The sequence below is a fragment of the Streptomyces sp. NPDC025638 genome (assembly GCF_055558775.1).
The window spans coordinates 417,955-443,489 of sequence record NZ_JBVHLX010000007.1 but is presented as its reverse complement, the minus strand read 5'-3'; the positions used below and the strand labels follow the sequence as shown (position 1 = coordinate 443,489).

Below are 25,535 nucleotides of genomic sequence, written 5' to 3'. Positions count from 1 at the left end.
CGAGGTGGCGGACGGCGATCTTTCGAGTCGCGGGCCCCTGTCGAGTCGGGGGCGGTCACGAGATATCTTGATGTCGAGCAATGTTGCAGACGTGGAGCGGAGCACCCGGTGACTGACTCGACCATCATCTACACCTACACAGACGAGGCCCCGGCCCTGGCGACGCATTCGTTCCTGCCGGTGATCCAGGCGTATGCCTCGCAGGCCGGTGTCGCGGTCGACACCCGCGACATCTCACTGGCCGGGCGCATCATCGCCGTCTTCCCGGAGTATCTGAACGAGGACCAGCGCATCCCCGACGCGCTGGTCGAGCTGGGCGAGCTGGCCAGGACCCCCGAGGCCAACATCATCAAGCTGCCGAACGTCTCGGCGTCGATCCCGCAGCTCAGGGCCGCCATCACCGAGCTGCAGGGCAAGGGCTACGCCCTGCCGGACTACCCGGACGACCCGAAGACCGACGAGGAGCGCGAGATCCGCGCCCGCTACGACAAGATCAAGGGCTCCGCCGTCAACCCGGTCCTGCGCGAGGGCAACTCCGACCGCCGCGCCCCGGCCTCGGTCAAGAACTACGCCAAGACCCACCCGCACCGCATGGGCGCCTGGAGCTCCGACTCCAAGACCAACGTGGCGACCATGGACGCGGACGACTTCTGCTCCACCGAGAAGTCCACGGTGATCTCCAAGGCCGGTTCGCTGCGCATCGAGCTCAAGGGCGACGACGGCTCCACCACCGTCCTGCGCGAGTCGGTACCGGTCCTTGAGGGCGAGGTCGTCGACGCCTCCGTGATGCGCGTGGCCGCGCTGCGCGAGTTCCTGACCGCGCAGGTCGCCCGCGCCAAGGAGGAGGGCGTCCTGTTCTCCGTGCACCTGAAGGCCACGATGATGAAGGTCTCCGACCCCATCGTCTTCGGTCACGTGGTGCGCGCCTTCTTCCCGAAGACGTTCGCGAAGTACGGCGAGACGTTCGCCGCGGCCGGTCTGACCCCGAACGACGGTCTGGGCGGCATCCTCAAGGGCGTCGAGGCCCTGCCGGAGGGCGCCGAGATCAAGGCCTCCTTCGAGGCCGAGCTCGCCGAGGGCCCGGCGCTGGCGATGGTCGACTCCGACAAGGGCATCACCAACCTGCACGTGCCGTCCGACGTCATCGTCGACGCCTCGATGCCGGCGATGATCCGCACGTCCGGCCACATGTGGGGCCCGGACGGCCAGGAGGCCGACACCCTCGCGGTGCTGCCGGACTCCTCCTACTCCGGCGTCTACCAGGTCGTCATCGAGGACTGCCGGGCCAACGGCGCCTACGACCCGGCCACCATGGGCTCCGTCGCGAACGTCGGTCTGATGGCGCAGAAGGCCGAGGAGTACGGCTCCCACGACAAGACCTTCGAGATCCCGACCACCGGTACCGTCCGCCTGGTCGACCAGGACGGCAGCGTCGTCCTGGAGCAGACCGTCTCCGCCGGCGACATCTTCCGCGCCTGCCAGGCCAAGGACGCCCCGATCAGGGACTGGGTGAAGCTGGCCGTCACCCGCGCCCGCGCCACCGGCGACCCGGCCGTGTTCTGGCTGGACGAGAACCGCGCGCACGACGCCAACCTGATCGCCAAGGTCAAGGCCTACCTGCCGGAGCACGACACCGAGGGCCTGGACATCCGCATCCTGTCCCCCGTCGAGGCGACCAAGCTGTCGGTGGAGCGCATCCGCCGCGGTGAGAACACCATCTCGGTGACCGGCAACGTCCTGCGTGACTACCTCACCGACCTCTTCCCCATCCTGGAGCTGGGCACCAGCGCCAAGATGCTGTCGGTCGTCCCGCTGATGGCGGGCGGCGGCCTGTTCGAGACGGGCGCCGGCGGTTCCGCGCCGAAGCACGTCCAGCAGCTGCTCAAGGAGAACTACCTGCGCTGGGACTCGCTCGGTGAGTTCTTCGCCCTGGTCCCGGCTTTCGAGCAGTACGGCAAGACCACCGGCAACGCCCGCGCCCAGGTCCTCGCCGACACCCTCGACCGCGCCACGGCGACCTTCCTCAACGAGGACAAGTCCCCGACCCGTCGCGTCGGCGGCATCGACAACCGCGGCAGCCACTTCTACCTGTCCCTGTACTGGGCGCAGGAGCTGACCCGGCAGACCGACGACGCCGACCTGGCCAAGGCCTTCGCCCCGATCGCCGAGACGCTCGCCGCCAACGAGCAGAAGATCGTCGACGAGCTGATCGCCGTCCAGGGCTCCCCGGCCGACATCGGCGGCTACTACAAGCCGGAGAAGGCCAAGGCGGACGCGGTCATGCGCCCGTCGGCCACCTGGAACGAGGCGCTCGCGTCCCTGAGCTGACGCATGACGCCTGCGGCACACCGGCCGCCCCCGTGAGGAACCCCGCCCCGGTCGGCACCCCCGACCGGGGCGGGGCATTTCCAGGCGGGGCCGGGGGCTGCGCGGGCAGCCGGGGTCCGGCCCGTGAAGTGCGGGACTCCGAGGGTGATTTCCGAGGCTCCGTGCCTGTGCCGGTGAGGATCCTCCCGGGATGCCCAGCACTCGCTGTCGGCGGCCTCACCAGCCCCGCGTGGCCCTCACCAGTCCCTCGTGGCGATCGGTTCCTCCACATCCGCGTCGACGAAGCCATAGGCGTGGGCGACGAACCCGAAGTCCTCGGCCATCTCCTCGCGGGCCACCGTCTCGATCTCGCTGTCGGCCGCCTCGAACTCGGCCTGCAGGTCGTTGAACTCGTCCGTGGCCGCCTGGGTCAGGACGTACAGCGCGGGCAGGTCCGCCGGTCGCTCCGTCTCGATGCGCTCGAACAGGCGCAGCAGGATCTCCCTGCCCCGGTCCACCACCCGGTCGGGGTAGTAGTCGTCGCGGTACAGGCCCCGCAGAAACCCATGCGCGATCACCTGCTCGTTGCTGATGGGCATGCGGCCCCGCCCTTCGGTCGTCGCCCGATGTGGCACCTTCGATCATGCAGCACGCCACTGACAACGCCCCGGGAGCAGCCCATGACCCCTGCCGCACCGTCCTTCGAGCTCCTGCCCGGTGCCGACGACTCCCCGGTGATCCTTCATGTGCCGCACTCCGCACGGGAGATACCGGCCGACGTGCGCAAGGGCATCGTGCTGGACGACGCGGCGCTGGAAAGGGAGCTCGACCACATCGTCGACGCGCACACCGCCGAGATCGCACGGGCCGCGGCGGAGCTGGCCGGTGCCACCCCCTGGCGGTTCGTGAACCGACTGTCGCGGCTGGTCGTCGACCCGGAGCGGTTCCCGGACGAGCGGGAGGAGATGCTCTCCGTCGGGATGGGCGCCGTCTACACCCGCACCACGCATCGTGCTCCCCTGCGCCGCGAGGACACCGACCCCGAGCCGCTGCTCGGCCGGTATTTCCGGCCGTACGCGCGGGCGATGACCGAGGCGGTGCGCGACCGGCTCGCCGCCACCGGGCGGGCCGTCGTGATCGACGTCCACTCCTACCCCACCGAGCGGCTGCCCTACGAGCTGCACGGCGCGGGCCCACGGCCGCCGGTCTGTGTGGGCACCGACGCCTTCCACACGCCGGCCGCGCTCGCGGAGCTGGCCCGCGAGGCGTTCGCCGGGTGCGGGGAGACCGGACTCGACAGCCCCTTCAGCGGGGCTTACGTACCACTGGAGTTCTACGGGAAGGACCCGCGGGTCGGCGCGCTGATGGTGGAGATCCGCCGGGACACGTACATGACCGAGCCCGGCGGGCCCGCCGGGCCAGGGCTGTCCCGGCTCGCGTCGGCGCTGGCCGCCCTGATCGACGGCGTGGACCGCGTCGCCGTCGGCGGCTGATTCCTCGTGCAGCGCTCCTCATGCAGCACTCCTCCTGGAGCACTCCTGCAGGACAGGCGCCGGCCCTCGTACCAGGGTGGAGAACATGACGGAGGACGCCGGCACGGAGCGGGGCACGGCCGTCGGCCGGGACGCGCCGCCCGTGCGGGACTGGCCCGCCCTCGACCTGGCGGGGACGGAGTTCGACCCGGTCCTCGCGGACCTCATGCGCGAGGGTCCGCTGACCCGTATCCGGCTTCCGTTCGGCGACGGCTGGGCGTGGCTGGCCACCCGCCACGAGGACGTCAGGGCGATCACCACCGATCCGCGGTTCAGCCGTGCGGAGCTGACCCGGCGCCAGGTGACCCGGCTGGCCCCGCACTTCAAGCCGCGCCCGGGTTCGCTGGCGTTCGCCGACCAGCCCGACCACAACCGGCTGCGCAGGCCGGTCGCCGGAGCGTTCACGGCGGCGGCGATGCGGCGGCTGCGGCCCCGCGCGCGGGAGATCCTCGACGGGATCATGGACGGGGTCGTACGGGAGGGGCCGCCGGCCGATCTGATCGAGCGGCTGCTGGAGCCGTTTCCGATCGCCGTGGTCAGCGAGGTCATGGGCGTGCCCGCAGCGGACCGGGAGCGGGTGCACGGCTGGACGCGGCGGATCATCTCCACCTCCGGTGGGGCCGAGGCCGCCGACCGGGCGAAGAACGGCCTGTACGGGTGGATCACCGAGACGATCCGGGCCCGCGCCGACAGCTCCGACGACTCGGTGTACTCGCTGCTCGGCGCCGCGGTGGCCCGGGGCGGGATCAGCAAGGAGGAGGCGGCCGGCCTCGCGGGTCCGCTGCAGATCGGGGGTGAGGCGGTCACCCACAACTGCGGCCAGATGCTGTTCCTGATGCTCACCCGGCCCGGGCTGCTGGACCGGCTGCGTACCCGTCCCGAGGCGCGCGCCACCGTCCTCGACGAGCTGCTGCGCTACATCCCGCACCGCAGCACCGTGGGTCTGGCCCGCATCGCCCTGGAGGACGTCGTTGTGCGGGGCGTGCGGATCGGCGCGGGCGAGCCGGTGTACGTCTCCTATCTGGCCGCCAATCGCGACCCGGAGGTCTTCTCCGACCCGGACCGCATCGACCCCGACCGCGCTCCGAACCCGCACCTCGCCTTCGGCAACGGCCCGCACCACTGCACCGGCGCCGTCCTCGGCAGACTGCAGACCGAACTGCTGATCGATGCCGTACTGGACCGTCTGCCCGGCCTGCGTCTGGCGGTCCCGCCCGACGAGGTGACCTGGCGCCGCAGGACGATGATCCGCGGCCCGCGGACCCTGCCGGTCACCTGGCGGGAACCGCGGACCCCACGGGCAGGGTCCGCGGACGGGGCCGGAAAGGTCAGGCCCTGAGCCACTCCGTCACGATGACGTTTCCACCGGTGCGCAGGCGCAGTGCGAACGGACCCGCGGGGGGTGTGTCGCTGGTGAAGCGGCCCATCGCGTCCACCGGGACCTGGGCCGCCGCCTGGAGGCCGCCGAGCACCTCGATCCGGGCCTGCTGGGGCGGCAGCACCTGGCCCATCAGACCCGCACCGGTGACCTCGACGTCGACGGTCAGCTCGCCGGCGCGGAAGGTCAGCATCCGCGGCGGGTCCGTCGCCCCCCTCACCGGGATCGCGTCGACCAGGGAGTCGAAGGTCAGCTCGGCGATGCCGGCATCGAGGTCGTGCAACGCATAGGCCTCGATGGCCAGTTGGCGCAGCTCGGCCGGGACCGGGTCCAGTATCGCGGCTGCCTGCCGCAACTCCTCCTCCAGAAGTCCGGCATCGAACTCGGCGTCGAACTCCGCATCCGCGAAGGCCTCGTCCGGGGCGAGGCCGTCGTCGCCCCTGCCGTTCACGCCGCCGTTCCCGTCGCCGTTCATCCCACCGCTCATGTCGCCGTTCATCTCGCTCACCGCGCCCCCCGTGCGTCCAGTCGCGCCCTCAGCCTGCGCAGACAGCGCTGACGCAGCGGTCCGATGCTGCCCACTGCGATGCCCAGCGCGGCGGACACCTCGACATAGCTCGGCGGTGGCGAGGCCATCAGGACCCGCAGCAACTGCCTGCAGCGCTCGCCGAGTTCCTCGAACTCCTGCCACAGCCACCGGATGCGCTCGGCCTCCGCGGCCTGCTCCTCGGAGTCGATCAGCGACTGCTCGGGCGTGCGGTCCTCGCTGGCCCGGTCCAGCACCTGGGGATCGTCGGTCGGCATCAGCCGCGTCAGGCCCCTGATCACCTTGAGGCACTCGTGCCGCGCCGTGCTGGCCAGCCAGGACCCCGCCTTGTCGGGTTCCCGGATCCGGCCGAGGTGCTGCGCGAAGCGGAACCACACGGTCTGGTACACCTCGTGGCCGTCGGCGTCCGAGAGCCGGTGCGCGCGCACGACCGACCACACCAGCGGGCTCAACCCCTCAACGAGCGCCTTCCAGGCAGCCGCGTCCCCGTCGACGGCGGCAGACTGGACCAACGCGCCGACCTCTGCTCGGTCCACGGCCTCACCCCTCGTGTACGGCATGTCATCGTACGCCGTGGAGGGGAGGGTTCCGGCCCTCATGCGGGAGGTGCCAGTCGCACGACAGTGGCCGGGCGCCAGGTCGCCGGGCGCAGGGCCGGTACGTGCGCCCCGCGCACTTCCGCGTACTCGGTGTTGTTCTCCAGGAGTTGTTTGCGCGCCGCGCGCGGGTCGCGCTCCTTGTGCGCCGTCATCTGGGCGGCGACGAGCCCTACCGCGACCGGAGTGGCGAACGACGTTCCGCTCCACTGCGCGAACCCCTCGAACATCACCTGGTCCGGCTTGGCGGAGGTGCTCTCCCGCTCCTCGCTCAACACGCCGGTGTGGCGCGGGTACTGGCAGGTGCAGGCATAGGTGAAGCCGAACCGGCAGGCGTCGTAGGTGGAGTGCTGGTAGACATACGGCACGGGCCCGTCGAAGCCGGTGAGGGCGCTGGTGAGGCGCTCGCCGGGGGCGTAGACCTTCACCCAGGAGCCGTGGTTGCTGAAGCAGGCGCCGAACTCGCCGTCGCCGCGCAGCGCCCCGACCGACAGGACGGCGTCCTCGTAGTCGGGCAGGGAGGCGTAGGCGGCGGGCCAGAACGGGGTGGCGCTGCCGTTGTTGCCGGCCGCGGCGACCAACAAGGTGCCCTGGGCGCGCAGTTCCCGCATGAAGGCGTCGATGCCGAGCAGACCGTCGGTGCGGCCGTTGGAGGTGCCCGCGGAGAGGCTGATGATGTCGGGCCAGCCGCCCTGGTCGACGGCCTCGAAGAGCTTGGTGCCGAAGTCCGACTCCAGGATGGCGCCCGCGTCGTTGAGGGTGTTGCGGACGGTGACGTCGGTGTTGGGCGCCACGGCCGCGACGAGCCCGGCGATGAACGTGCCGTGGCCGACGTACTGCTGGAGGACGCCCGCCTCGTCGGTCTCCCTGATCTGGCCGTCGCCCTCGGTGTGGGCGAGCAGCGGGTAGGACCGGTAGTCGTGCATCAGCCCGGTGTCGATGACGAGGACTCCGACGGCGGTGTCCTGGTCGTACGGCGTCTCGGCCGTCGCCGGGTTCGGTGGCTGGGTGAGTGGGGCGGGTACTGGTTCATCGCCCGGACAGGCGTTGACCGCGATCGAGACCACGTGGTTGCGGCTGATCAGCCGGTGCCCCCGGCGGCCCTCCGCCTCGCGCATGGCCCGCAGCGCGTGTCCGACCGCTGGGTCGCCGCTGCGGTCGCCGTGGCCCGGGTCGCCGACCTGGATGCGGGTGATGCCCGTCCGGTTCTCCACCGGGCCCGCCCGGCGCACATGGTCCGCGACCAGGCCGGTGGTCTGCGTGAAGTGCGCGCGCACGGTGTCCTCGACGGCCCGTGCCTCTTCACCGTCACGGGCCAGCACGAAGCCCTTTTCGTAGAAGAACTCGGCGGAGTCGTCCGGCCCCATCGCCAGGGGGACATCGGGCATGGAGCGCTGGATCTGGTCGAACTGCTCGTGGAATCGCTGAGGTGCCATGGCGTGTCCTCCCACTGGTGCGGCGGTCGTCAGTCAGAGCGGCGGAACCATCGATTGATACAGCCGACGACGACCCGGACCAAACCCGTATGACGTGTATGACGGGTATCCGAAGACCACTAACATCCGAGGGGTGACAGCGGGAAGCGACTCGGTTCTCGAACTGCTGCCGATGGTGTTCGCCGCTCCCAACGAGGCGCTGGCGAGGGCGGAGCTGGTGCTCGACGCCGATCCGCCGCCGTTGCACGCCTCCGTCGCGCATCAGGTGATCGGTATCTGGCAACGGGACTTCGGCGACATGCGCATCGCCCTGCGCCACTTGTGGCGCGCCCGCGACCTCGCCGCGCGCGCTCAGACGCCGGACCGGGAGGCGGACGTCCTCGCCACGCTGGGGGTCGCACTGGTGCATGCGGGGCGCACACGGCAGGGTCTTTCGGCGTTCGAGCGCGGTGTCGCGCGCGGGAGCGGACACACCCGGGCCCGTGTGCTGTACCGCCGCGCCTACGTCTGGTGGGTACTGGGTCACCACCGGGAGGCACTGGAGGACGTACGCCGCGCCATACCCGTGCTGCGTCAGGCGGACGACGTCATCTGGACGGCACGGGCGCTGACCCTGCGGGCGACGGTGCATCTGGCGCTCGGCGCCGTGGACCGGGCCGACGCCGACTTCACCTCGGCCGAGCGGCTGTGGGACACCACGGGCCAGGAGCACGACAAGGCCGACGCGGTGGAGAGCCGGGGCCTGACGGCGTTCCGGTCGGGTGACATTCCGGCGGCGCTGCGGCTGCTGGACGAGGCCGAGGAGCGGTACGCCAAGCTCGGCACGCCCACCTTCATGCTCTACATCCGGCGCTGCGAGGTGCTGATGGCCGCCGGGCTGGCCCCGGAGGCGCTGGCCGAGGCGGACGCGGCGATCGGGGTGCTCGACGAGATCGGCGGGCAGTCCACCCGCAAGGCCGAGCTGCTGCTCGCCGCCGCGCGGGCCGCCCGGTCGGCCGGGGACCCGCACACCGCCATCGCCCGGGCCGCCGTCGCCGTACGGCTGTTCGCCGGGCAGCGGCGCACCTGGTGGGAGACGCACGCACGGCTGGTGCTGATCGAGGCCCGGGTGGCCGCCGGGCGCAGTTCGGGGCGGCTGGTCGCCGACGCGGCCGCGGTCGCCGAGCGGCTGGCGTCCTTCGGTTCGCCGTCGGCGCCGGAGGCCTCGCTGCTCGCGGGCCGGATCGCACTGTCCCTGGGCTGGACGGCGGACGCGGAGCGGCATCTGGCCGTGGCCGCGCGCAGCAGACGCGGCGGGCCGCCGCTGGCCCGGATGACGGGATGGGCCGCGCAGGCGCTGCGGGCGCGGGCGGCCGGTTCCGGGCGGGGGGTCCTGGAGGCCTGCCGGCGCGGTCTGGACGTCCTCGACGACCATCGGATGACGCTGGGCGCCTCGGAGCTCAGGGCCCGGGCCACCGCGCAGGGTGCGGAACTCGCCGCACTGGCCCAGCAGGCCAGCCTCGCCCAGGGCGGTCCTCGGCGACTGCTGGTGTGGAGCGAGCGCTGGCGGGCCACGGTGCTGTCCGCGCCGCCCACCCGGCCGCCCGCCGATCCGGCGCTGCTGAGCGGTCTGACCGCGTTCCGGGAGATCGCGGCCCGCGCGGAGGCCGCCCGCATGGACGGCCGCCCGGTGCCCGCCCTGGAGCGCGAACAGCGGCGCCTGGAACGGGAGATCCGTTCCCGCACCCACCACACGCATGGCGACGCGCCCGGCTACGGGGACCGTTTCGACCCCGGCCGGCTCCTCGACCGGCTCGGCGACGGGCGGCTGGTGGAACTCGCGGTGCTCGACGGGCGGGTGCATGTGCTGCTGTGCGGGCAGGGGCGGGTACGGCGGTTCGACGGCGGGGCGCTCGCGGAGGCGGTGGCCGAGGCCGAGCACGTCCAGGCGGGGCTGCGGCGCCTGGCGCACCCGGGGGCGGAGGGCCGGTTGCCGCTGGTCGAGGCGGCCGGGCGGCGGCTGGAGGAACTGCTGCTCGGCGGGGCCGTGCCGCACCTCGGCTCCGGGCCGGTCGTGGTGGTGCCGCCCGGCGCGTTGCACCGCGTGCCCTGGGCGCTGCTGCCCTCGCTGCGGGACCGGGTGCTCAGTGTGTCGCCGTCGGCGAGCAGTTGGCTGCGGGCCCGGGAGACGGAGCCGCCGCCGGCCGGGGCGCATGTCCTGGTGCGCGGGCCGGGACTGGCCACCGGCGGCGCCGAAGTGCCCGAGCTGGCCGACCGGTACGGCACCGCGAAGGTCCTGGAGTACGACGACGCGCAGGTGCCCCGGGTGCTGGAGGAGCTGGACGGCGCCGCGCTGGCCCATATCGCGGCGCACGGCACGTTCCGGGCGGACAGTCCCCTGTTCTCCTCGCTGCGGATGGCCGACGGCCCGCTGATCGTGCATGACTTCGAGCGTCTCGACCGCAGCCCGTACCGGATCATCCTGTCCAGCTGCGACACCGCCCGGCTCGCCTCGGTCGGCGCCGACGAGCTGCTCGGTCTGGTCACGGCGCTGCTGCCGCTGGGCACGGCCGGGGTGGTGGCGAGTAGCGCGCCGGTCAACGACGCCGCGGTGGTGCCGCTGATGCTCGCCCTGCACAAGGGCCTGGGCGCCGGCCTCTCCCTGGCCGAGGCCCTCCGCGACGCCCGCTTCGCACTGCCGGGCGACGCGGTGCACCAGGCGACGGGGTGGGCGTTCGCGGCGTTCGGCGCGGCGTGAGGCGAGGGGCGGACGAGACGCACCACCCGGCACCGGGCTCGCGCCTGCCCGCCCCGGGCGGGCCTCAGGCCGACTCGGTGGCCGGCAGGTCGACCAGCCAGGGCAGGGCGCCGCGGTCGGCGGCGCCGAGGCGGGTGTAGGCGCTGTAGAGGTGGTTGCCGACGGTGCGGATCGACAGGGTCAGCTGTTCGGCGATCTGGCGGTTGCTCAGCCCGGCGGCCGCGAGGGTGACGATCTGCCGCTGCCGGGCGGTGAGTTCACCGAGGACCAGGCCGGCCAGGGCCGGGGTGCGGGCACCCTGGCAGCGACGGGCGAGGGCGACCGCGCGGGTGCGGGAGGTGCGGGCGGCACGCGGATCGCGGTGCGCGCGTACGGCCTGGGCGTGCGCCTCGGCCGCGAACAGCAGGAAGCCGCGCTCCTCCAGGGCCTCGGCGGCACGGTCCAGCGCGGCACCGTCCCCGCGGGCCAGCGCGTCGGCATGGCGGGCGAAGACCCCGCCGGCCGGCAGCCGGCCGGTGGCCTGCTCGGGCGTGCCGAGCCGTACGGCGTCGTAGCGGGCGTACGTGTCGCCCCCGGCGGCCGCCCGCGCGGCGCCGTCGACGTCCCCCCGGGCCACGGTCGCCTCGTCCGCCGCCGTCACCTCACCCAACTGCTCGGCAGCCCGGGCGAGTTCACCGCGGCAGGACGCGTCGTCCGGCGCCCACCGCAGCCCCTCCCTCGCCCATGCCGCCGCCTCCCGCAGCTCCCCCCGAAGCCGCGCGTACCGGGCGCGTACGGCCGCGTAGCCGGCCGGTACCGGCGCGCCCTCCTCAGCCAGCCACTCCCCCACGGGCGTCGGCGTCCCCCGTACGTCCAGGTCCTCGATCCCGCGTGCCAGCGCGTCCCGTTCGGCCTCCAGCGCCGCCCCGCACTGCTGCGGTGTGCGGGCCAGCCGTCGGGCCCGCAGCCGTCCGGCGGTGGCCCGCAGTGCCGGGCCGTGCAGGGGGTGGGCCAGGTGGGCGGCGCCGCGGTCGTCCACCCGGATCAGGCCGTCCGCCTCCAGGCGTTCCAGGGCCGCCAGGTCGAGGTCGTCCAGCTGCGGCGGCAGGGGTCCGGCGAAGGCGAGGCGTTCCAGGGTCTCCCGCTCTGCGGGACCACGGCGGTCCAGGACCGGGGCGGTGCGCTCGCGCACGGTGGGGGTCACGGGGAGCGGCCCCCGCCACGCCCATTCGTCCGTGTCCGGTACGCGCGTCAGCAGCCCGGACTCGCGCACCGCGCCCAGCAGGTCGCGCAGCAGCCGCAGATCGCCCCGGCACACCCGGTGCAGCCGGTTCACGGTGAGCCGCTCCAGGGCGCCGCCCAGGGCGAGCAGCCGGGCCGTGTCCTCGCGCGGCAGCGGCTCCAGGGCCAGCCGCGGCAGGAGTTCACCGGTCCACAGCCGGGACACCGCGCCGGGTACGGGGGCGCCGTCCGAGGCGACCACGACCAGACGGGTGCGGCCGTGCACGGCGAGCTGGTGGACCAGGGCGGCGGAGGCCTCGTCGAGCAGATGGGCGTCGTCCACCACGAGCAGTCGTACGCCGGACAGGATGTGCACCGCGCGGTGCAGCGAGACCGACTCGGGCAACAGGTGCGCGAACGCGGCGAAGGACAGCCCACGGGACTGCGGCGTCCCGGTCACCCGGGCCCCGTCGGTGCCGCGCACGGCCTCCGTGACGAGCCGGGTCTTGCCGCAGCCCGCCGGTCCGGTCACCACGATGCCGTGGCGTCCGGCGGTCAAGGACCGGCGGATCAGCTCCAGTTCGTCCTCCCGGCCGGTGAACGGCCAGGGCAGTTCGAGGGTCTTCGCGTCCTGTGCGTAAGTCGTCACGACATCAAGAGCCCGCATACTCACTCCTGATACAGGGGGACTTGAGTAGCCCTCGACTCAGGCGCCGGGACAGGGCCGGCGGCAGGCTGGGCGCATGACCCAGCGCTACTGCTCGCTCGCGCAGCAGTCGGCCCCGTCCTTTCCGCCGGGGCTGGCCGCCGAACGCCTGAGCGCGCTGCTGAGCGGGAGCCGGATGTGGGTCAACGGCACGGTTCTGCACTACTACTTCTTCGACGCCGACTCCGACGCCGACGCCTCGGTGATCCCCGTCCCGGGGACCGGCGAGACCCGCCGGGTTTCGTGGGCGGGCGCGAAGGAGCAGCAGGACGTCGTGCGCGAATGCTTCCAGGAGTGGCGGGACCTCGGCATCGGGGTGTCGTTCGCCGAGGTCTCCGACCGCCGCGAGGCGGAGCTCAGGATCGGGTTCCAGGCCGGCGACGGTTCCTGGTCGACGGTGGGCCGGGACGCGCTTTCGACCGGTCTGAACGAGCGCACCATGAACCTGGGCTGGGACCTGACCGCGCCCGGGCAGCGCGGCACGGCCCTGCACGAGATCGGGCACGCGCTCGGCATGCTGCACGAGCACCAGAGCCCGTTCGCCGGCATCCACTGGGACGACGAGGCCGTGTACGCCGATCTGGCGGGCCCCCCGAACCACTGGAGCCGGGACAGGACGTTCCACAACATCCTGCGCAAGCTGGACCCGGCCGAGGTGAACGGTTCGGTGTGGGACCCGCAGTCGATCATGGAGTACCCCTTCTCGTCGGGGCTGATCCTGGAGCCGGAGCAGTTCCGCGGGGGTCTGCACCCGCCCGGGACGCTGTCCCCGGCCGACAAGGAGTTCGTGCTGCGCTGGTACCCGCCGGCGGACCGGCCCCGGCCGGCCGCGCTGGTGCCGTTCCGCTCGGTGCCGCTGCGCCTCGGCCCGGGTGAGCAGGCCGACTTCGCCGTCGAGCCGCCGGAGACCCGCGAGTACACGGTGGGCACCTTCGGGGACGGCGACGGTGTGGTCGTGGTCTTCGAGGAGCGCGACGGCGAGCCGCGCTATCTCTGCGGCCGGGACGACGGGGGCGCACCGCACAACGCGGCGACCAAGGTACGGCTCGTCAAGGGCCGCCGCTATTTCGTCCGCGTCCGCCTGTACTCCACGTGGGGTTCGGGCGAGACGGCCGTCATGTGCTGGTGACAGCACGGGCCGCGACGCGGATGTCCGGGCCACAGTCCGGCGCCGGGGGAGCGGTCGAGGACGTCACCTTCGGGGGAGGGTGACGTCCTCGGCCGCACGGCGCCTCGCGGCCCCGGCTACAGGGTCCGGCTGAAGACGACCCGGGGCCGGCCGGGCCCGTTGTACTCCTCCTCCACCCGTACGTCGAAGCCGAGACCGCGGTGGAAGGCGACCGAGCCCTCGTTGCCGACCGTCGTGATCGCCTTCAGGCGGACGGCACCCTGCCGGCGGGCCGCGTCGGTGAAGGCTCCGTACAGGGCGCGGCCGAGACCGGTGCCGCGGACGTCGTCGCGCGTGGCGACCAGGTGCACGTATCCGGTGCGGTCCGGGGTGACGAAGCCGATGAGGTATCCGCGGATGCCGTCCTCGTCGCGCGCGACCAGACAGGTGGACCCGAACTCGTGCACCAGCGCCATCAGGTGCAGCCCGCGCAGATCGCGCCCGCCCCAGTAGCGGGAGTGGTCCGCGAGGACCTCCTGGATGTCCGTGACGTCGGCGGGGGCGATGCGCGGGGCCATGGTGCCGATCATGTCAGGCCCGCGGTCCACGGGGGTTCGAGTTGCCGTACGCCAGGCGGCGCGGTGCGCTGGAAGCGGGCCGATGTGTGCGGAAGGAGCCGGATCCCATGGCGGACGATCCACGCCCCGGGGCCGGTGCGGTGCCGGGGGCCGTGCCCGAGACGTTCGTGTTCGCGTGCCGGGACTGCCGATACGTGTGGCAGGCCGTCTTCCAGGTGGTGTTCTTCACCGACCCGACGTCGCTGGACACACTGGAGTACGTCGACGAGGCGGGCCGGCCCGTACGGTCGCCGCTCACCGACGCGGTCTGCCCCCTCTGCCGCGGGCGGAACGTCCACGTCACGACGCCCGAACTCGCCGGCCGCGCCGGATCGCGGAGGGACGACCGGCACAGGCACCGCTTCCACCTGCGCCATCGCCGTCCGAGCCGGCCGAGGAAGGGAAAGGGCTCCGCCTGAGCAGCCGCGGAGCGCTTCACCCGAACGGCCCGGTGCGCTGGTCGCCCGCCGGGAGCGGTGGTGGCGTGGAAGGACGTACCGCGTTCCACAGGAGGCCCGCCGCGATGAAGCGTCCGTACCGTCCCGCACGTGTTCTCGCCTCGGCCCTGGCCGCAGGGTCGCTCCTGGCCACGGTCTCCTGCTCGGAGGACGGCGGTTCCCCGCAGGCCGCGCCCGCCTCGCCAGCGGCCCAGCGGCCCCCTTCGCCGTCCGCCACGGCCGCCCTGACCGGGCCGGGGGCGAAGGCCGCGCTGATCACCGAGGCCGACATCGAGGGCGACTGGACGCAGGTCGACAACGCGGCGGCCTGGCGCAACCAACTGCTCGTCGGCAAGGTCGACGTCGCCCAGTTCCTCAGCGGCAAGTCCAGTGCCGCCGACTGCCAGAAACTCCTCGACAGCATGTACTCGGACACGCTGCTGGGACGGGCGGTCGGCGCGTCGGCCCTCACCGGTTTCACCGCGGTGGACTACCGGCTGCTCTACCAGGTCGGCGACTACGGCAAGGAGTCGGTGGACAAGACCCTGGACTGGCTGGGGAGCCTTCCGCAGAAGTGCGCCCAGTTCACCGCGACCGCCTCCGACGGCAGCAAGCGGACGGTCCAGGTCGTCGAACTCCCGCTGCCCAAGGCCGGCGACGCCAGACAGGGGCTGACGGTGACGGTGCAGGGCACCGCGGACGGGCAGCCGGTCACGCTCACCCAGGACGTCGCCGCGCTCCGGGTCGGCGCCTCCGGGGCCAGCCTCACCAACGGCGGTCCGTCGGGCGCCGATCACCCGAGCACCGTGTCGTCCGTGGAGGCGGGCGCCCTGCGGCTGCAGGACGTCCTCGCCGGCAAGACCCCGACCGCGAACCCGAGCCAGTTCGACTGACGTTCCCTGGCGCGGCCCTCCCCAGGCACAGCGACATGTGACATAGTACTGCCGTGGGGAAGCGACTGACCTGCGATGTCGTGGTGGTCGGAGCCGGGATGGTGGGCGCGGCCTGCGCGTTGTACGCCGCCCGGGCCGGTCTCGACGTGACGGTGGTGGACCGCGGTCCTGTCGCCGGCGGCACGACCGGCGCCGGTGAGGGCAATCTGCTCGTCTCCGACAAGGAGCCCGGTCCGGAGCTCGAACTCGCGCTGCTGTCCGGCCGGTTGTGGGCCGAGCTGGCGCAGGAGACGGGCGAGGCGATCGAATACGAACCCAAGGGCGGCGTCGTGGTCGCCGAAACACCCGAAAGCCTCTTGGCACTGGAGAGATTCGCGGACGGGCAGCGGGCGGCCGGAGTCAGGGCGGAGGCGGTGGGCGTCGACCGGCTCCACCTGCTCGAACCCCATCTGGCACCCGGCCTCGCGGGCGGTGTGCACTATCCGCAGGACGCCCAGGTGATGCCGGCGCTGGCCGCCGCCCACCTGCTGCGCGCCTCGGGCGCCCGCCTCCTCACCGGCCGGAGGGTGACCGCGCTGCCGCGCACGCCGTCCGGCACGGTGCGCGGGGTCCGCACGGACCACGGCGAGATCCACGCGCCGGCCGTGGTGAACGCCGCAGGAACCTGGGGCGGTGAGCTGGCCGGTCTGGCGGGCGTGCACCTGCCGGTACTCCCGCGGCGCGGCTTCGTCCTGGTCACCGAGCCGCTGCCCCGGCTGGTCCGGCACAAGGTGTACGCGGCGGACTACGTGGCGGACGTCGCCAGCGACTCGGCCGCGCTGCAGACCTCACCGGTCGTCGAGGGCACGGCCGCCGGCCCGGTCCTGATCGGCGCGAGCCGCGAACGGGTCGGCTTCGACCGGTCGTTCTCCCTGCCCGCCGTACGGGCACTGGCGGCCGGCGCGACGCGGCTGTTCCCGTTCCTGGCCCGGGTGCGCGCGGTGCGCACGTACGCGGGTTTCCGGCCGTACCTGCCCGACCATCTGCCCGCCATCGGCCCCGACCCCCGGGTGCCCGGGCTGTTCCACGCCTGCGGGCACGAGGGCGCGGGCATCGGACTCGCCACCGGCACCGGGCACTTGATCGCCCAGGTGCTGAGCGGCACGGCGGCGGAGCTGGACCTCACGCCGTTCAGGCCGGAGCGCTTCCCGCGAGACGAGGTGAACACCGCATGAATCCCCTTGAGTTGGCCGGGGCGCGGCCGGGTCCGGCGTTCACGGTGACGTTCGACGGCCGAACGATCGAGGCGCTGCCCGGCCAGACGGTCGCCGCCGCGCTGTGGGCGGCGGGCGTGACCGCATGGCGCACCACACGGCGCGAGGGCCGGGCGCGCGGGGTCTTCTGCGGGATCGGGGTGTGCTTCGACTGCCTGGTGACCGTCAACGGCCGCCCGAACCAGCGGGCCTGCCTGGTTCCGGTACGGCCGGGCGACACGATCCGCACACAGGAAGGGACGGGCCACGATGGCTGAGCGACCGCGCCTCGCCGTGATCGGGGCGGGACCGGCGGGCCTCGCCGCGTCGCTGGCGGCGGCCGCGCGCGGGGTGCACGTCACCCTCGTCGACGCCGCCGAGGAGGCGGGCGGGCAGTTCTACCGGCAGCCCGCGGCCGCGTTCGGCGCGCGCCGCCCGCAGGCCCTCCATCACGACTGGCGGACCTGGGAGCGACTGCGTGCCGGGCTGGAGCACCACATCGCGGCCGGACACCTCCGTCATCTGACGGACCACCATGTGTGGTGCGTGGAGCGCAAGTCGGGGGCGGACGGGTTCACCGTGCACGCGCTGCGGGGTCCCACCCAGGAGGAGGGTGTCGCGGTGCGCGCCGACGCCGTCCTGCTCGCCACCGGCGGTTACGAGAAGGTGCTGCCCTTCCCGGGCTGGACCCTGCCCGGGGTCGTCACCGCGGGCGGGGCGCAGGCCATGCTCAAGGGCGGGCTGGTGCTGCCGGGACGCACCGCCGTGGTCGCCGGGACCGGGCCGCTGCTGCTGCCCGTGGCGACGGGGCTCGCGGCGGCGGGCGCGCGCGTGGTCGCGCTCGTGGAGTCCGCGGATCCCGGGGCACTCCTGCGCCGGCCGTCCGCCCTGGCCGCGCAGCCCGGCAAGCTCGTGGAGGGTGCCTGGTACGCGGCCCACCTGCTGCGTCACCGGGTGCGCACGCTCGTCCGCCACACCGTGGTCGAGGCGCACGGCACGGACCGCGTGGAAGCGGTGACCCTCGCGCCGCTCGACGCCGGAGGGCGGACCGTGCCCGGCGGCGGGCGCCGTATCCGCTGCGACACTCTCGCCGTCGGGCACGGCATGCTGCCGCACACCGACCTGGCCGAGACCCTGGGTTGCCGGCTCTCCGGCACGGACGTCCGGGTGGACGACGAACAGCGCACCGATGTGCCGGGCGTCTGGGCGGCCGGGGAGGCGACCGGGATCGGCGGGGCGACGCTCGCCCTGGCCGAGGGCCACATCGCCGGCCGTTCCATCGCCGCCCGTCTCCACGGGAGTCGGCCCGACCCGCGCGCCTGGGCCGCCGCGGACCGCGCCCGGAACCGGCTGCGCGCGTTCTTCGCGGCGCTCGAAGTCGTGTACGAGCCGCCCGCGGGGTGGGCGGAGCGGGTCACGGACGACACGGTCGTGTGCCGTTGCGAGGAGGTCACCGCCGGGGAGATCCGGACGTCCGTGTCCGGTCTCGGCGCGGGCGATCTGCGCACCGTGAAGCTGCTCACCCGGGCCGGGATGGGCTGGTGCCAGGGCCGGATGTGCGGGCCGGCGGTCGCCGGGCTCACCGGGTGCCCGCTCACCGCGGCGCGGCGACCGCTCGCCCGGCCGGTGCCCCTGGGGGTGCTCGCCGGGCAGGACGAGGAACAGTCGGACTGACGCCGGCGGCTCTCCGGCGTCAGTACTATGTCACACACCATCGGATTGGGGACCACTCATGACCCTCCCGGAGAACCGCCCCTGGCGCGGCGTCCTGGTCGCCACCGCGCTGCCCCTGCGCGACGACCTCACCGTCGACCACGACGCGTACGCCGAGCACTGCGCCTGGCTGCTGGAGAACGGCTGCGACGGCGTCGTACCCAATGGCTCGCTCGGCGAGTACCAGGTGCTCACCTCCGAGGAGCGCGCCAGGGTCGTCGAGACGGCCGTGGCCGCGATCGGCGGCGCGCGGGTGATGCCGGGCGTTGCCGCCTACGGCTCCGCCGAGGCCCGCCGCTGGGCCGAGCAGGCGGGCGAGGCGGGCTGCGCGTCGGTGATGCTGCTGCCGCCCAACGCCTACCGTGCTGATGAGCGGTCCGTGCTCGCCCACTACGCCGAGGTCGCGAAGGCGGGCCTGCCGGTGGTGGCGTACAACAATCCGATCGACACCAAGGTCGACCTGGTCCCCGAGCTGCTCGCGAGGCTGCACGGCGAGGGCCACATCCATGGCGTCAAGGAGTTCTCGGGCGACGTCCGCCGCGCCTACCGGCTCGCCGAACTCGCCCCGGAGCTCGATCTGCTGATCGGCGCCGACGACGTACTGCTGGAACTCGCCGTCGCGGGCGCCAAGGGCTGGGTGGCCGGTTACCCGAACGCGCTGCCCGCCGCGTGCACCGAGTTGTACCGATCCGCGGTTTCGGGGGACCTCGCCGCCGCCGTTCCCCTGTACCGGCAGCTGCATCCGCTGCTGCGCTGGGACTCGCGGGTCGAGTTCGTCCAGGCCATCAAGTTGTCCATGGACATCGCCGGACGGCACGGCGGCCCGGTGCGCCCGCCACGGGTCCCGCTGCTGCCCGAACAGGAGGCCGCCGTCCGCGCGGCGACCGGCAAGGCCCTCGCCGCGGGCCTCGGCTGACAAGGAGGCTCGAAAGTGCGCAGCAAACTCGTCCTGCACGCCGTCGACTCGCACACCGAGGGCATGCCCACCCGCGTGATCACCGGCGGGATCGGCACCATCCCCGGTGCGACGATGAACGAGCGGCGGCTGTATTTCCGTGAACACCGCGACCACATCAAGCAGTTGCTGATGAACGAGCCGCGCGGGCACTCGGCGATGAGCGGTGCGATCCTGCAGCCGCCGACCCGCCCCGACTGCGACTGGGGCGTCGTCTACATCGAGGTCTCCGGCTATCTGCCGATGTGCGGGCACGGCACCATCGGCGTGGCGACCGTGCTGGTGGAGACCGGCATGGTGGAGGTCGTCGAGCCGGTCACCACCATCCGCCTCGACACCCCGGCCGGACTCGTCGTCGCCGAGGTCGCGGTCGAGGACGGCGCCGCCAGGAACGTCACGCTCAGGAACGTGCCTTCGTTCTGTGCCGGCCTGGATCGCAAGGCCGTGCTCGCCGACGGGCGGACGGTGACGTACGACCTCGCGTACGGCGGGAACTTCTACGCGATCCTGCCGCTGGAGGAGTTCGGTCTGCCCTTCGACCGCGCCCGCAAGGACGACATCCTGAGGGCGGGGCTGGCCCTGATGGACGCCGTCAACGCCGAGGACGAGCCGGTCCATCCCGAGGACCCCTCCATCCGCGGCTGCCATCACGTCCATCTTTACGCACCCGGCGCCACCGCCCGTCACTCGCGGCATGCGATGGCCATCCACCCCGGCTGGTTCGACCGCTCGCCCTGCGGTACGGGCACCAGCGCGCGCATGGCACAACTGCATGCGCGCGGCGAACTGCCCCTGCACACGGAGTTCGTGAACGAGTCCTTCATCGGCACGCAGTTCACCGGACGGCTGCTGGGCGAGACCGAGGTCGCCGGGATCCCGGCCGTGCTGCCGAGCTTCACCGGCCGCGCCTGGATCACGGGCACGGCCCAGTATCTGCTCGATCCCACCGACCCCTTCCCGGAGGGGTTCGTGCTCTAGCCCTCCATACTGGCAGCACGTGACATGGCACCAGCCGTTCGAGGAGACACGCGATGACCGCCCAACGCAGCAGCGCACCGTCTGCCGCACCCGAACTCCCCCGCCTGGGCGGCCGTCGGAGCAGTTACCGCGAGCGGGTCGCCGAGGCCCTGCGGGCCGCGCTGATCGCCGGCGAGCTGCGGCCCGGCGAGGTCTACTCGGCCCCCTCGCTGGCCGCCCGCTTCGGTGTCTCGGCGACGCCGGTACGTGAGGCGATGCTGGACCTGGCCAAGGAGGGACTGGTCGACACGGTCCCCAACAAGGGCTTCCGGGTCACCGCCGTCTCCGACAGGCAGCTCGACGAGTACACGCACATCCGCTCGCTGATCGAGATCCCCACCGTGGTGGAGCTGGCCAGGACGGCCGACCGGGTCTCCCTGGAGGCGCTGCGCCCGGCCGCCCGGGAGATCGTGACCGCGGCGGTCGCGGGCGACCTCATCGCGTACGTCGATGCGGACACCCGCTTCCATCTGGGGCTGCTCGCCCTGGCCGGCAACGCCCATCTCGTCGAGGTGGTCGCCGATCTGCGGGGGCGCTCCCGCCTCTACGGACTCACCGCGCTGGTGGAGGCGGGCCGTCTGCTGGCCTCCGCCGAGGAACACCTGGAGCTCCTGGACGCGTTGCTGGACCGCGACGAGCGCGCCGTGCGCGCGATCATGACCCGCCATCTGGGCCATGTACGGGGTCTGTGGGCCGCCCGGGCCGATCGGGAACCGAGCTGAGCGGACCCGCGCCCGCCCGGAGACCGGGCTCCCCGCGGCTCGCCGTCCCGAAGTACGCGGTCCCAAGTACGCGTTCACCGTTCACAAACGGGCGAGGAAGCGACAGTGTAGCCCCACTCACTCGCACGCGGTGTATGTGCACGTTGGTCGCTCGCCGAGCGTTGATCGGTGGATACGCTGTGTCAAGGTGGGATTCCCGGCGCGCGATGGAGGGCGCCATGCCGCGAGGGGGACGAGTGCTGGTGGGGCGGACCGAGACACAGCAACGCGGGGCGCGAGCGGGAGCCGGCGAGCGACGCCGTCGGAATATCGCCATCGCCCCGAGCACTCTGGAGCGAGACGTCGAACTGACCGTCGCGCAGACGTCGTTGGACGCTCTGAACAGCCGTTCGCAGACCGGCGCGACCACCCCCGTGGCCCGTCGGGACGGTGTGCTGGCCTTCACGGGCACCGCGGGCGCGGGCAAAACGACCCTGCTGGACGAGGTGCGCAGGCTCGCCGCGGAGCGCGAGTGCCGGGTGCTGTCCGCCAAGGGCGGCGAGCTGGAACAGGGCGTGGCCTTCCACGTGGTGCGGCAGTTGTTCCAGCCGCTGATGGCCTCGTACTCCGACGGTGAGCGGCGCGAGCTGCTGGGCGACTGGTACGCGATCATCGGGCCCTGTATCGGCCTGTGCCCCGCGGGGGAAGGAGCGGCACCCGATCCGCAGGGTGTGCGGGACGGCCTGGACTGGCTGGTCACCAACGTGGCGCTGCGACGCGGACCGTTGGTCATGATCGTCGATGATGCGCACTGGGTGGATCTCGAGTCCCTGATGTGGCTGACCTCCTTCACCCGGCAGGCCGAGGATCTGCCGACGCTGATGGTGGTGGCCTACCGGCCGGAGGAACCGACCGAGGGCGCCAAGGCGTTCACCGGCATGATGGAGCGGAACCGGGTGCAGCCGCTGGACCTGGAGCCGTTGACGCCCGCGGCGGTCTCCGCGCTGCTGCGGGAGGCGCTCGTCAAGGACGTCGACGACGGGTTCTGCCAGGAGGCGTGGCGGGTCACCGGCGGCAATCCCTTCGAAACGGTGGAGCTGGCCGCCAGGATCCGCGAACGGGAGGTCGATCCCGTCCAGAAGAATGTCCGGCTGCTGCGCGACCTGGCGGCGGCCACCACCATGGGCGGCGGCCTGGTGGACCGGCTCGAACAACTGGGCACGTCCGCCACCCGCCTCGCCTGGGCGGTGGCGATTCTCGGTTCGGAGGCGACCCCGGATCTGGCGGCGTCCCTGGCGGCAATGGGCCCGGCCAATGTCGCGCAGACGGCGGACCTGCTGCGGGCCGAGCACATCCTCAAACCCGGTGAGCGGCTGGAGTTCGCGCATCCGCTCATCGCCACGGCGGTGTACCGGGCGATTCCCGGCGGGACCCGGGCGGCCATGCACGGCAAAGCGGCGTGGGAACTCATCGACGCGGGCCTGGGTCCGGCGGTGGCGGCGCGGCATCTGCTGGAGACTCAGCCCGAAGGCGACGACGCGGTGGCCCGGCGGCTGCACGACGCGGCCCGCGAGTATGTGCGCCGGGGTGCTCCCGAGGCCGCCCACCGCTGTCTGAGCAGGGCGTTGCGCGAAACTCCGGTCGCGGAGCTGCGGGCCGCCATCCTGCACGAGCTCGGTTCGCCGGCGCTGACACACGACCCGGTGACCGCGGTCAACCATCTGCGGGCGGCGCTGGACGAGCCCGACCTGCCGCCCGAGCTGCGTCAGGCCATCGTGATCCGGCTCGCGCGGGCGCTGGCGTACTGCGACCGACTGGCCGAGGCGATGGGCGTCATGGAGGAGGAAGCCCGCACGACCGCGGACGCACGGGGTCGGCTGCGGCTGCTGACCGAGCACTTCATGCTGGCGGCCTTCACCTCCGAGGACCACGACGGCCCGGCGCTGTCACGCCGGCTCGCCCAGCTCACCGAGCGGCTGACCGGGCGCGAGGAGACCGAGCGGTATCTGTTCGGGCTGCGCGGGTGGGACGCCGTGGTGCGCGGCGAGTCGATGTCGACGGCCCTGAAGTACGCCGAGCAGGCGATGAGCAACCGGATGAGCTGGACCGACGAGCGGTGGGGGTTCGAGGTTCCGGCGCTGGTGGCACTCACCTTCCTGTACTGCGACCGTCCCGACCGGGCCGAAGAGCTGTTCGCCCGCGGCATCGAGGAGTTCGAGCGCCAGGGGTGGCGAGGCACTCCCCTCGCACTCGGCTACACCTTCCTCGGCTACATCCGGTTCCGCTGCGGCCGGCTCACCGACGCGGAGGATTTCGTCAGGGCGGGGCTGCGACTGGCCGACCGGGTGAGCCCCGACGTGCCCGTGCACTGGTACGCGATCGGAAGCCTGATCGAGATCCTGCTCGCCCGGGGGCAGGTCGACGCGGCGGAGAGGATGGCGGCGGATCACGGTCTCGGTGAGCCGTTCCCGTCTGCCGTGACGTTTCCCGACGCCCAGACCGTCCATGCCGAGTTGCTGCTGGCCCGGGGACTGGCGAAGGAAGCGGCGGCGGAACTGACCCGGGTGGGAGAGCGGCTGGACGGACACGGGATGCGCAATCCGGGGCTGTATCCATGGCTGCTGCGCCTCGCCCTCGCCTCCTACGGCACGGATGTCGGGCGGGCCCGGAAACTGGCGCACAAAGCGGTCCAGCGGGCCGAGCGCTTCGGCGCGGCCTCCACCACCGGGCATGCGCTGCGCGTCATGGCACGGATCAGCGACGGGCCGCAGGCCATCACCCTGCTGCAGCGTGCGGTCACGGAACTGGAGCGATCGCCCTCGGCGTACGAGCTCGCCTGTGCCCTGGTCGAGTTGGGCACGGCACTGCGCCGGGCGGGCCGGGTTTCGCAGGCCGCCGAGCCGCTGTACCAGGGTGTGGATCTCGCCACTCGGTGCGGTGCCGATCCCATGGTGACCCTCGCGCGTGACGAACTGATCGCCGCGGGACTGAGGCCCCGCCGCCTGACGTAGGCACCGAACGGCGGCCGCCGAGGGCGCATCGAATCTCATGGGGCGCGTCCGAACCTGAAGTGCGCCCCCCTGTGCGCCAGATCGTGAGCCATGGGGCACATGGGGACCGTTGCACGTTTTACCGACGGCCACCCCGTGAAGGCTCCACGTGAGCCCCGGAGGACCAAGGTCTTTCGCATCCAGGACGGTTGACGCAGGTGGCGGCAGTCCCCTCCGGAGCTCCGCTGTGACGGGCGCATCCCTGGGGGGGCCATGCGAGCGGCGACGAATACGGAGGATCGGGCCGTAACTCTCGATCACTCGACGCCGGACCTTGCGCGGATCCGGCTCATGGCAGGCTCCGCCCTGGCCGATTTCCTCGACGGCAAATGTCTCACGGCACAGTCCTCCCCGTCGCTCGAACCCGATGAACTGCTCCGCGGTTTCCTTTCCTCGGGCGGCAAGCTCATCCGGCCGGTGATGTGCCTGTGCGGCTGGTACGCCGCGGGCGGCGCGTGGGATCCGGGGCCCGTGGTGAAGGCCGCCGCGTCCTTGGAGTTGTTCCACGCCTTCGCTCTCATTCATGACGATGTCATGGACGACAGCGACGCCCGTCGGGGACGGCCGGCTCTGCACCGGCTCCTGGCCGAATTCCACCGGGACCGGCGCACTCCCGGACACGCGGAACGGCGTGGCATCCACGCCGCCGTACTGCTCGGCGATCTCGCTCTTGCGTGGTCGGACGAGATGTTCCACACGGCAGGGCTCTCGCCCGCACAGATACGAGCGGCTCGCCCGCTGCTCGACACGATGCGCAGCGAGGTCATGCTCGGCCAGTGCCTGGATCTGCTGGCCACCGGACGGCCGGGCGGCGACATCGAGCACGCGCTGACGATCTGCCGCTTCAAGACCGCCAAATACACGGTCGAGCGCCCCCTGCACATCGGTGCCGCGCTCGCGGGCGCCGGTCAGGCGCTCCTGGACGCGCTGACCGCCTACGCCCTCCCCGTCGGCGAGGCCTTCCAGCTGCGAGACGACCTCCTCGGGGTCTTCGGCGATCCCAGGGAGACCGGAAAACCCGTCGACGACGACCTTCGCGAGGGCAAGTACACCGCGCTGATGGCGCTCGCCATCGCACGGGCCGATCACGCGCAACTGAGCGTGCTGCGTTCGCTGGTGGGCCGCTCGGACCTCGATACGGAAGGGGCCGACGCGATCCGCGGCGTTCTGGTGTCCACCGGCGCCCGCGCCACGGTGGAACAGATGATCAGCGGCAGGCGGCGCAGGGCCCTGAGCGCGCTGCACGGCGCGCCGTTACCCCCGCATGCCATCACGGCCCTGTGCCGGCTGGCTCACGCAGCCTCCGCACGCAGTTCCTGAGCGCCTCGGCGCACGTGTGGTCATCGCTCGCCCGCCATGAAATCCCGTGACTC

Annotated in this window: 21 protein-coding genes; 15 read left to right on the top strand and 6 right to left on the bottom strand. The window is 72.7% G+C overall.

All coding sequences use genetic code 11. The features are described from left to right. Positions 1-108 precede the first annotated feature (108 nt). Positions 109-2,328: an NADP-dependent isocitrate dehydrogenase gene (locus ACZ4EG_RS21085; protein WP_467791661.1), complete on the top strand. Its 2,220-nt coding sequence runs from the start codon at positions 109-111 to the stop codon at positions 2,326-2,328. A gap of 236 nt (positions 2,329-2,564) precedes the next feature. Here ACZ4EG_RS21085 and ACZ4EG_RS21080 read toward each other — a convergent pair whose 3' ends face one another. After that, positions 2,565-2,906, bottom strand: coding sequence for a DUF5713 family protein (locus ACZ4EG_RS21080; RefSeq protein WP_467791660.1), 342 nt, complete (start codon positions 2,904-2,906; stop codon positions 2,565-2,567). An 81-nt stretch (positions 2,907-2,987) separates the two neighbouring features. Between ACZ4EG_RS21080 and ACZ4EG_RS21075 the strand changes: the two genes are divergently transcribed. Then, the gene (locus tag ACZ4EG_RS21075; protein WP_467791659.1) at positions 2,988-3,800 is read left to right on the top strand and encodes an N-formylglutamate amidohydrolase; all 813 of its coding nucleotides are present in this window, start codon (positions 2,988-2,990) and stop codon (positions 3,798-3,800) included. Between the two features lie 85 nt (positions 3,801-3,885). Further along, positions 3,886-5,178 carry a cytochrome P450 gene (locus ACZ4EG_RS21070; protein WP_467791658.1) on the top strand — a complete coding sequence of 431 codons (1,293 nt, stop codon included), beginning with the start codon at positions 3,886-3,888 and terminating at the stop codon, positions 5,176-5,178. Here ACZ4EG_RS21070 and ACZ4EG_RS21065 read toward each other — a convergent pair. From ACZ4EG_RS21065 to ACZ4EG_RS21055, 3 genes are read right to left on the bottom strand one after another with little or no spacing between them, the layout of a single operon-like run. Further along, the gene (locus tag ACZ4EG_RS21065) at positions 5,168-5,716 is read right to left on the bottom strand and encodes a hypothetical protein (RefSeq protein WP_453546799.1); all 549 of its coding nucleotides are present in this window, start codon (positions 5,714-5,716) and stop codon (positions 5,168-5,170) included. The two genes, ACZ4EG_RS21070 and ACZ4EG_RS21065, sit on opposite strands and share 11 nt — an antisense overlap. Before the next feature lie 5 nt (positions 5,717-5,721). Then, positions 5,722-6,324 (bottom strand): RNA polymerase sigma factor, encoded by a 603-nt coding sequence (locus ACZ4EG_RS21060; RefSeq protein ID WP_467791657.1) that lies wholly within the window; start codon positions 6,322-6,324, stop codon positions 5,722-5,724. Between the two features lie 35 nt (positions 6,325-6,359). After that, positions 6,360-7,796 carry a S8/S53 family peptidase gene (locus ACZ4EG_RS21055; RefSeq protein ID WP_453545651.1) on the bottom strand — a complete coding sequence of 479 codons (1,437 nt, stop codon included), beginning with the start codon at positions 7,794-7,796 and terminating at the stop codon, positions 6,360-6,362. A 133-nt stretch (positions 7,797-7,929) separates the two neighbouring features. Between ACZ4EG_RS21055 and ACZ4EG_RS21050 the strand changes: the two genes are divergently transcribed. Continuing rightward, complete coding sequence (locus ACZ4EG_RS21050) at positions 7,930-10,533, top strand: CHAT domain-containing protein (protein WP_467791656.1); 2,604 nt, start codon at positions 7,930-7,932, stop codon at positions 10,531-10,533. 64 nt (positions 10,534-10,597) lie between these two features. Here ACZ4EG_RS21050 and ACZ4EG_RS21045 read toward each other — a convergent pair whose 3' ends face one another. Further along, on the bottom strand, positions 10,598-12,400 hold the full coding sequence (locus ACZ4EG_RS21045) for a LuxR family transcriptional regulator AbsR2 (protein WP_467791655.1): 1,803 nt from the start codon (positions 12,398-12,400) through the stop codon (positions 10,598-10,600). A gap of 76 nt (positions 12,401-12,476) precedes the next feature. Between ACZ4EG_RS21045 and absR1 the strand changes: the two genes are divergently transcribed. After that, the gene (absR1, locus tag ACZ4EG_RS21040) at positions 12,477-13,568 is read left to right on the top strand and encodes a beta-glucuronidase AbsR1 (RefSeq protein WP_453545645.1); all 1,092 of its coding nucleotides are present in this window, start codon (positions 12,477-12,479) and stop codon (positions 13,566-13,568) included. A 116-nt stretch (positions 13,569-13,684) separates the two neighbouring features. On the opposite strand, the gene ACZ4EG_RS21035 is transcribed toward absR1, so the two are convergent. Continuing rightward, positions 13,685-14,125: a GNAT family N-acetyltransferase gene (locus ACZ4EG_RS21035; protein WP_467791654.1), complete on the bottom strand. Its 441-nt coding sequence runs from the start codon at positions 14,123-14,125 to the stop codon at positions 13,685-13,687. A 107-nt stretch (positions 14,126-14,232) separates the two neighbouring features. Between ACZ4EG_RS21035 and ACZ4EG_RS21030 the strand changes: the two genes are divergently transcribed. The 10 genes from ACZ4EG_RS21030 to ACZ4EG_RS20985 all read left to right on the top strand — a co-directional run bounded on the left by ACZ4EG_RS21030 (position 14,233) and on the right by ACZ4EG_RS20985 (position 25,482). Next, complete coding sequence (locus ACZ4EG_RS21030) at positions 14,233-14,583, top strand: hypothetical protein (RefSeq protein ID WP_453545643.1); 351 nt, start codon at positions 14,233-14,235, stop codon at positions 14,581-14,583. A gap of 104 nt (positions 14,584-14,687) precedes the next feature. Then, a complete protein-coding gene (locus tag ACZ4EG_RS21025; protein ID WP_453545641.1) occupies positions 14,688-15,494 on the top strand; it encodes a hypothetical protein in 807 nt (268 codons plus the stop codon). Between the two features lie 53 nt (positions 15,495-15,547). After that, positions 15,548-16,708: an NAD(P)/FAD-dependent oxidoreductase gene (locus ACZ4EG_RS21020; protein WP_467791653.1), complete on the top strand. Its 1,161-nt coding sequence runs from the start codon at positions 15,548-15,550 to the stop codon at positions 16,706-16,708. Next, positions 16,705-17,004 (top strand): (2Fe-2S)-binding protein, encoded by a 300-nt coding sequence (locus ACZ4EG_RS21015; RefSeq protein ID WP_453545637.1) that lies wholly within the window; start codon positions 16,705-16,707, stop codon positions 17,002-17,004. The genes ACZ4EG_RS21020 and ACZ4EG_RS21015 overlap by 4 nt, the downstream gene beginning before the upstream one ends. Next, positions 16,997-18,400: an FAD/NAD(P)-dependent oxidoreductase gene (locus tag ACZ4EG_RS21010; protein ID WP_467791652.1), complete on the top strand. Its 1,404-nt coding sequence runs from the start codon at positions 16,997-16,999 to the stop codon at positions 18,398-18,400. The genes ACZ4EG_RS21015 and ACZ4EG_RS21010 overlap by 8 nt, the downstream gene beginning before the upstream one ends. A gap of 58 nt (positions 18,401-18,458) precedes the next feature. After that, positions 18,459-19,355 carry a dihydrodipicolinate synthase family protein gene (locus ACZ4EG_RS21005; RefSeq protein WP_467791651.1) on the top strand — a complete coding sequence of 299 codons (897 nt, stop codon included), beginning with the start codon at positions 18,459-18,461 and terminating at the stop codon, positions 19,353-19,355. 15 nt (positions 19,356-19,370) lie between these two features. Beyond that, positions 19,371-20,372, top strand: a complete 1,002-nt coding sequence (locus tag ACZ4EG_RS21000; RefSeq protein ID WP_467791650.1) for a proline racemase family protein — start codon at positions 19,371-19,373, stop codon at positions 20,370-20,372. 53 nt (positions 20,373-20,425) lie between these two features. Next, positions 20,426-21,133 (top strand): GntR family transcriptional regulator, encoded by a 708-nt coding sequence (locus ACZ4EG_RS20995; protein WP_453545628.1) that lies wholly within the window; start codon positions 20,426-20,428, stop codon positions 21,131-21,133. 218 nt (positions 21,134-21,351) lie between these two features. Continuing rightward, the gene (locus tag ACZ4EG_RS20990; protein WP_467791649.1) at positions 21,352-24,123 is read left to right on the top strand and encodes an ATP-binding protein; all 2,772 of its coding nucleotides are present in this window, start codon (positions 21,352-21,354) and stop codon (positions 24,121-24,123) included. 330 nt (positions 24,124-24,453) lie between these two features. Further along, positions 24,454-25,482, top strand: coding sequence for a polyprenyl synthetase family protein (locus tag ACZ4EG_RS20985; protein WP_467791648.1), 1,029 nt, complete (start codon positions 24,454-24,456; stop codon positions 25,480-25,482). Positions 25,483-25,535 lie beyond the last annotated feature (53 nt).